Origin of the sequence: Promicromonospora sp. NPDC057488, from assembly GCF_042802395.1 — a bacterium.
GTDB lineage: Bacteria > Actinomycetota > Actinomycetes > Actinomycetales > Cellulomonadaceae > Promicromonospora.
Genome location: NZ_JBHVEG010000256.1, coordinates 1 through 6,407, shown reverse-complemented (window position 1 = coordinate 6,407; position 6,407 = coordinate 1). Strand labels below are relative to the sequence as shown.

Genomic DNA, 6,407 nt, shown 5'->3' with positions numbered 1-6,407 from the left:
GCCGGAAGCTCCGGCTGGCAGCAAGTGCATGGTCGTTTTCTGCGCTCCGGCCGGCGCAGGTCCGGGTGCGATGATGATCGCGCGAGTGGAACACCCCGTCCGTTTCGGCGAAGCGAGAGTCATGACCCAGCACCCGGACACCGCGCCCGTGGACATCGCGCACAAGGACACCGCCCACCAGGAGACCGCCCCGTCCGAGGCCCTGGAGTCGCACCCGGCGCGGGAGCTGCGGTCGGACGCGCGCGACAACCGCGAGCGCATCCTCCAGGTGGCGCGCAAGACGTTCGCGGAGCAGGGCATCGACGTCCCGATGCGGGAGCTGGCCCGCCGCGCCGGCGTCGGGCCGGCCACGCTCTACCGGCGCTTCCCGACCAAGGAGGCGCTGGTCACCGAGGCGTTCGGCGAGCAGATGGCGACGTGCACCTCGATCGTCGAGCAGGGCCTGGCCGACCCCGACCCCTGGCACGGGCTGTCGACCGTGATCGAGGAGGTGTGCGTCATGCACGCCCTGGACCGCGGCTTCACCGCCGCGTTCGTCACCGCGTTCCCCCAGGCCGTCGACTTCGCCCGGGAGCGCACGCGCGCCCTGCGCGCGCTCGGCGAGCTCATCCGGCGCGCGAAGGAGACCGGCGGCCTGCGCCGCGACTTCGTGCTCGACGACCTGATCATGCTGATCATGGCGAACTCCGGCATCCGCGCTACGTCCCGCAAGGCGGCCGTGGCCGCCTCGCGCCGGTTCGCGGCCCTGCAGATCCAGTCGATCAGCGCCCGGCCGGACGTCGCACCTCTGCCGCCCGCGGTCCGGCTGCCGCTCCTGGCCGCGATGTAGGGCGCGATGTAGGGCGCACTGGCATCATCACGCGCAACGTGCAAAGCACACCGGGAACTGAGAACAGTGATCGAGAACCACGCGACGAGAACAGGACTGTGCCTTGGTCAAGAAAGCAGTGATTGCCGTGGCGGGTTTCGGCAGCAGATTCTTTCCCGTCGCGAAATCCATCAACAAATGCATGCTCCCGGTGCTGAATCGACCGGTGGTCGACTTCGCGGTCGAGGACTGCCTCGCCGCCGGCGTGGAACGTATCGCGTTCGTCGTCGCGCCGGGCGAGGGCGGCCGACAGGTCCGCCACTACTTCAGCCACGACCCCGACATCGAGTCCCACTTCAAGGAGCGCGGCTGGGAGCAGAAGTACGAGCAGATCTCCGGCTTGCACCAGCGAGCGGAGTTCAGCTTCATCGAGCAGCCGCGCGACGGCCGCTACGGCACGGCACTCCCGGCCATGCTCGCCGAGGACTTCGTGGCGGACGACGACTTCTTCCTGATCGCCGGCGACGATCTGCTGTTCCGGCCCGACGGCGGCTCCGATCTCGCGGACCTCGCCGCGGCGCGGGATCGCGCGGGGGTCGCCGCCGCCCTGGGTGCCGCCGTCGTCCCGGGCGCCGACGCCGGTCGCTACGGGGTGCTGACGACCCGCGACGCCGGGGCCCGCTTCCCGTTCCTCGACGCGATCGTCGAGAAGCCCGCAAGCTTCACGGCTCCCGAGGCGTACGCCAACATCAGCCGGTCCCTCCTGCCCGCCGCCGTGCTGCCGTACTTCCGCCGCCTGCAGGCCGCCGAGAATGGTGAATACCAGGCGACTGACGCCATCGGCGCATTCGCCGAGGACCACGACACATTGATCCACCCGGTCGGCGGTCGTTATTTCGACTGCGGGAACACGAGCGGCTGGCTCGCCGCCAATCTGTTCGCCGCGGAGAACGAGAACTGAGGATCGTCGAGGTCGTCGGACCTGGGTTCGGCACAGGCAGAAAGTGTGCCCCCTGGGGCACGTCCGGCATCTGGTTCTGACCCGATGTCGCGGCGTGCCCCTGGGAGCGTGCCCCGGGAGCGCGTCCCCGGACCAGGCCCCGGATCGCGCCCTACGACCGCGCCCGCCCTACGAACGGGCCCGCCCGACGAAGGACTCGACCCCGTCCAGGACCCGCGACAGCCCGAACTCCCAGGCGCGCTCGGCGTCGTGCAGGCCGCCGTACCCGGAGGTCGCAGCCGTGCCGACCCGGGCCGCGAGCGCGAAGCGCTCCCCCAGGACGCGCGCCATGTGGGGCTCGTGCGCCGCCCACCACTCCGCGTCGCCCTGGCCGGACCGCTCCGGGAGCGACTGCCACGCCGCCAGGCCGGCCGTCGCGTCGCGGACGTAGCCGAGCACCAGGGTCAGCACGAGGTCCATCTCGACGTCGGTCAGCCCGATCCCGTCGACGGCGTGCAGCTCGGCGTCGTACTTGGCGATCGTCCCGGGCCCGAGCGGGGGCCGGCTCTCGAAGCGGGCCAGCAGCCACGGGTGCCGCTCGTAGAGCGCCCGGTTCGCGCGCGCGACCTGCTCCAGCCGCGAGCGCCAGCCGTTCCCGACGGGGCTGCCGTCGCCACCGCCCGTCCTGTTCTCGTCGCCCGTCCCGTCCCCGCCGCCGGCCCCGTCCCAACCGCCTGCGCCCTTCCCGCCGTCGTCATAGCGGACCTCCGCGAGCACCCGGTCGACCATGAGGTCGAGCAGCTCCGCCTTGTCCTGCACGTGCCGGTAGAGCGACATGGCACCGACACCCAGCCGGTCCGCGACCCGCCGCATCGAGAGGCTGTCGAGGCCCCCGTCGTCCGCGGCCGCCACCCCGGCCGCCACGATCCGGTCGAGATCGAGCCCGGGCTTGCGGCCGAGCCCGGAGGGCACCCGAGTGCCCCACAGCAGGTCCAGCGTGCGCACCTGGTCGCGCTCGCCCCCGGAATCTCCCACGCGCTGCCTCCTCGAGAATGTGCTGCCCGAACGGGCCGCCGGCACGCCTGCTCGCCGAGCGAGACTCCGACCCGGTCTCAACCGGACCCGACTCGACCCAACCCGACCCAACCCGGCCCGCGCCGGCCCGACGTCGACTATAGTTTGCGTACGCCGTACCCAAATGGTCGGCGACACACCAGACACATCACAACTGGGAGGCACGAGTGGTTGCAGCAGCATTCCGGGTGGGCCTGCGCGTCGGCGACGTGGTCGCCGCGGCGCACCTCTACCGCGGGTTCGGGTTCGACGACGTCGGCACGATCCCCGGCCCCGACGGCACCCCGGTCATGACGATCCTCGCGCGCGGCGAGGTCCAGCTCATCGTGGACGCGCTGGTCGGCATGCCGTTCCCCGACACCGAACGCGAGCGGCTCACGCAGGGCGGCCCGCGCGGCCTCGGCGTGGCCATCGGGCTGGGCGTGGACGACCTGGCCGCGAGCTACGACTACTGCCGGTCGGCGGGGTGCACCATCACGTCCGAGCCGGCCGACGAGGCCTGGGGCGACCGCGTCTTCGAGTGCGTGGACCCGTTCGGCTACCAGTGGGAGTTCTCCCAGCCCCTCAAGGACTGGGACGCCGCCTCAGGGCTGGACGCCGCGCAGGAGAGCTGGTTCGGCGCTCAGGCCTGAGCGGGCTGAGCCGGCCGGGCCGGCGCCGGGTCGTCGTCGAGCGCGCCGCGCACCTCGCGCACGATGCGCGCCATCGCCTCCTCGGCGGCCTCGGCGTCGCCCGCGGCGACCGCCCGCGCCACCGCCTCGTGCGCCTCGAGCGCCTCCGGCACGGGGTAGGCGGGCATGAGCCCCAGGTGGATCCGCCCGGAGATGACGACGGCGACGACGTCGGCGAGCGCGCTGAACAGCTCGTTGCCGCTGGACCGCATGAGCAGCTCGTGCATCCGGATGTCGAGCGCCAGGAACTCCGCGCCGTCACCCTCGCCCGCCTCACCGAGCTTGCGCATCTGGCTCGCGGTGGCGACCAGCTCGTCGCGCACGGCCGCCGTCGCGCCGCGTGCCGCCCCCGCGGCGGCGCGCGGCTCGACCGCCTGCCGCAGCTCGGTCAGCGAGCGCAGCTGCGAGGTGCGCCCCGGACCGTCGAGGCGCCAGGCGATCACCCGGGGGTCGAGCACGTTCCAGGACGGGTGCGGCAGCACGACGATCCCCACCCGGGGGCCGGACCGAACCAGCCCGAGGCCCTCGAGCAGGCGCATCGCCTCGCGCGCCACGGTGCGCGACACCCCGAACTCGGCGCCGATGCCGTCGAGCGTCAGCGCGGCACCCGCCGGCAGCTCACCACCGGTGATGCGCCGGCCCAGAGCGTCGAGGACGGGGCTGTGCAGCACTGGGGGCATGCTCACAGGATAGTTGGCGGCAATTGGTCACACCATTGGTGACATGAATCACGCGCGAATGGTGTCATCAATGGGTGAAGATAGGTGCCATGGACACAGACGTCACCGGGACAGAGATGTTCTCGACCCAGACAACCAGCGGCGGGGCCGACCCCGCCGGGACCGACCACCCGCCTCAGGCCATCGTGGTGATGGGCGTGGCCGGATCGGGCAAGACCACGGTCGCCGCCCTCCTGGCCGGACGCCTGGGGGCGTCGTTCGCGGAGGGCGACGACTTCCACTCCCCCGCGAACGTCGCCAAGATGGCCGCGGGCCACCCCCTGGACGACGACGACCGCTGGCCCTGGCTGCGCGGGATCCGCGACTGGTTCGCCAAGGAGCTGAACGAGGGCCGCAGCGCCGTCGTGCCGTGCAGCGCCCTGCGCCGCAGCTACCGCGACCTGCTGGAGACGGCCGGCAGCGAGACGACGGGCCCCGTGCGGTTCGTCCACCTCACCGGCTCGTACGACCTGCTGCGCACCCGCATCCAGGGCCGCGCCGGGCACTTCATGAAGCCCGAGATGCTCGACAGCCAGCTCGCCGCGCTCGAGCCGCTGGAGGACGACGAGCCCGGGTTCGGCGTGGACATCACGCCGCGGCCCGACCAGATCGTCGACGAGATCCTGCGCCAGCTGGGAGAGGACGACTGATGCTCAACACCACTCTCGCCACCGCCCTCCCCAACGCCTTCCCCGTCGCCGCCGCGGCCGCGGACGCCGAGCCGACCGCCTCGACGTCGCAGCTCGTGCTCGCCGCCGTGATCGGCATCGTCGTCATCGTCGGGCTCATCGTGTGGCTGAAGATGCACCCGTTCCTGGCCCTCGTGCTCGGGTCGGGCGCGCTCGCGCTCGTGGCCGGGACGGGCCTGACCGACACGTTCACCAGCTTCACCGCGGGCCTCGGCACCACCGTGGCCGGCGTCGGCGTGCTGATCGCGCTCGGCGCGATCATCGGCAAGCTGCTCATCGACTCGGGCGGCGCCGACCAGATCGTCGACACGATCCTCGACCGGACGCCCGCGAAGCGCCTGCCCTGGGCCATGGCGCTCATCGCGTTCGTGGTCGGCATCCCGTTGTTCTTCGAGGTCGGCGTCGTGCTGCTGATCCCGGTCGTGATGATCGTGGCGCGCCGCATGCGCGCGAACCCCATCCTGGTCGGCATCCCGGCGCTCGCCGGGCTCTCCGCCCTGCACGGCCTGGTGCCGCCGCACCCCGGGCCCCTGCTCGCCATCGACGCGCTCGGCGCCAACCTGGGCCTCACGCTGGGGCTCGGGCTGCTGGTCGCCGTCCCGACGGTGATCATCTCCGGGCCGCTGCTCGCCATCCCGCTCACCCGCTGGGTCCGGCTCGACCCCCCGACCACCGTGCTTGGCGTGCCCGACGACGTTACGGGCGGCTCGGGCGCGACCGGCACGGGCGGCTCGGGCTCCGGCTCGGGCAAGGGCGACGCCACCGGGACCGCCACGGCCACCGCGACCGGCACCACCGCCGGCACGAAGACCCTGCGCAAGCCGTCGTTCGGCATCTCGGTCCTGGTCGTGCTGCTCCCCGTGATCCTGATGCTCGCGCGGTCCGTCGTCGAGGTCGCGGGTGCGACCGACACGGGCTACGGCACGATCCTGGAGTTCCTGGGCGAGCCCCTGGTCGCCCTGCTCATCACGTCGCTGTTCGCGCTGGTGGCCTTCGGCACCGGCGTCGGCCGTTCGCTGCAGCAGGTCGGCGACCTGGTCGGCTCCTCGTTCGCGCCGATCGCCGGGATCCTGCTCATCGTGGGCGCCGGCGGCGGGTTCAAGCAGACGCTCGTGGACTCGGGCGTCGGCGACGTCATCGCGTCCGGCATCGCCGACGCCGGGATCACCCCGCTGCTGGCCGGCTGGCTCGTGGCGGCGCTGATCCGCATCGCGACCGGCTCGGCCACGGTCGCGACGATCACCGCCGCGGGCATCATGGCACCGCTGGCGGCAGGCCTGGAGCCCACGCAGGCGGCGCTGCTCGTGCTGGCGATCGGCGCGGGCTCGGTGTTCCTCTCCCACGTGAACGACGCAGGCTTCTGGCTCGTCAAGGAGTACTTCGGCATGACGGTCGGCCAGACCTTCAAGACCTGGTCGCTCATGGAGTCCGTGCTCTCGGTGGTCGCCCTGGCGGTGGTCCTGCTCCTGGGCGTCTTCGTCTAGCGCCGGTCCAGACCCGCAGAAC

General features: G+C 72.3%; 7 protein-coding genes. 5 read left to right on the top strand and 2 right to left on the bottom strand.

What is annotated here, in order from left to right:
• Positions 1-121 precede the first annotated feature (121 nt).
• Together ACFU5G_RS28400 and ACFU5G_RS28395 are read left to right on the top strand one after the other, a co-directional pair.
• The gene (locus tag ACFU5G_RS28400; protein WP_377252209.1) at positions 122-829 is read left to right on the top strand and encodes a TetR/AcrR family transcriptional regulator; all 708 of its coding nucleotides are present in this window, start codon (positions 122-124) and stop codon (positions 827-829) included.
• A gap of 103 nt (positions 830-932) precedes the next feature.
• Positions 933-1,769, top strand: a complete 837-nt coding sequence (locus ACFU5G_RS28395) for a sugar phosphate nucleotidyltransferase (protein ID WP_377252207.1) — start codon at positions 933-935, stop codon at positions 1,767-1,769.
• 168 nt (positions 1,770-1,937) lie between these two features.
• On the opposite strand, the gene ACFU5G_RS28390 is transcribed toward ACFU5G_RS28395, so the two are convergent.
• Positions 1,938-2,783, bottom strand: a complete 846-nt coding sequence (locus ACFU5G_RS28390; protein ID WP_377252205.1) for a TetR/AcrR family transcriptional regulator — start codon at positions 2,781-2,783, stop codon at positions 1,938-1,940.
• 206 nt (positions 2,784-2,989) lie between these two features.
• Between ACFU5G_RS28390 and ACFU5G_RS28385 the strand changes: the two genes are divergently transcribed.
• Positions 2,990-3,454, top strand: coding sequence for a VOC family protein (locus tag ACFU5G_RS28385; RefSeq protein WP_377252203.1), 465 nt, complete (start codon positions 2,990-2,992; stop codon positions 3,452-3,454).
• Here ACFU5G_RS28385 and ACFU5G_RS28380 read toward each other — a convergent pair.
• Positions 3,445-4,173, bottom strand: a complete 729-nt coding sequence (locus ACFU5G_RS28380) for a FadR/GntR family transcriptional regulator (RefSeq protein WP_377252201.1) — start codon at positions 4,171-4,173, stop codon at positions 3,445-3,447. The genes ACFU5G_RS28385 and ACFU5G_RS28380 overlap by 10 nt on opposite strands.
• A gap of 116 nt (positions 4,174-4,289) precedes the next feature.
• Between ACFU5G_RS28380 and ACFU5G_RS28375 the strand changes: the two genes are divergently transcribed.
• Both ACFU5G_RS28375 and ACFU5G_RS28370 read left to right on the top strand, forming a co-directional pair.
• The gene (locus tag ACFU5G_RS28375) at positions 4,290-4,862 is read left to right on the top strand and encodes a gluconokinase (protein ID WP_377252211.1); all 573 of its coding nucleotides are present in this window, start codon (positions 4,290-4,292) and stop codon (positions 4,860-4,862) included.
• Positions 4,862-6,385, top strand: coding sequence for an SLC13 family permease (locus tag ACFU5G_RS28370; RefSeq protein ID WP_377252199.1), 1,524 nt, complete (start codon positions 4,862-4,864; stop codon positions 6,383-6,385). Before ACFU5G_RS28375 ends, ACFU5G_RS28370 begins: the two co-directional genes overlap by 1 nt.
• Positions 6,386-6,407: the final 22 nt, after the last annotated feature.

Bases quoted from the DNA above. Each gene is read 5' to 3' on its own strand.
- ACFU5G_RS28375 (WP_377252211.1), top strand. From the start codon at position 4,290: ATGTTCTCGACCCAGACAACCAGCGGCGGGGCCGACCCCGCCGGGACC.
- ACFU5G_RS28380 (WP_377252201.1), bottom strand. From the start codon at position 4,173: ATGCCCCCAGTGCTGCACAGCCCCGTCCTCGACGCTCTGGGCCGGCGC.
- ACFU5G_RS28400 (WP_377252209.1), top strand. From the start codon at position 122: ATGACCCAGCACCCGGACACCGCGCCCGTGGACATCGCGCACAAGGAC.
- ACFU5G_RS28370 (WP_377252199.1), top strand. From the start codon at position 4,862: ATGCTCAACACCACTCTCGCCACCGCCCTCCCCAACGCCTTCCCCGTC.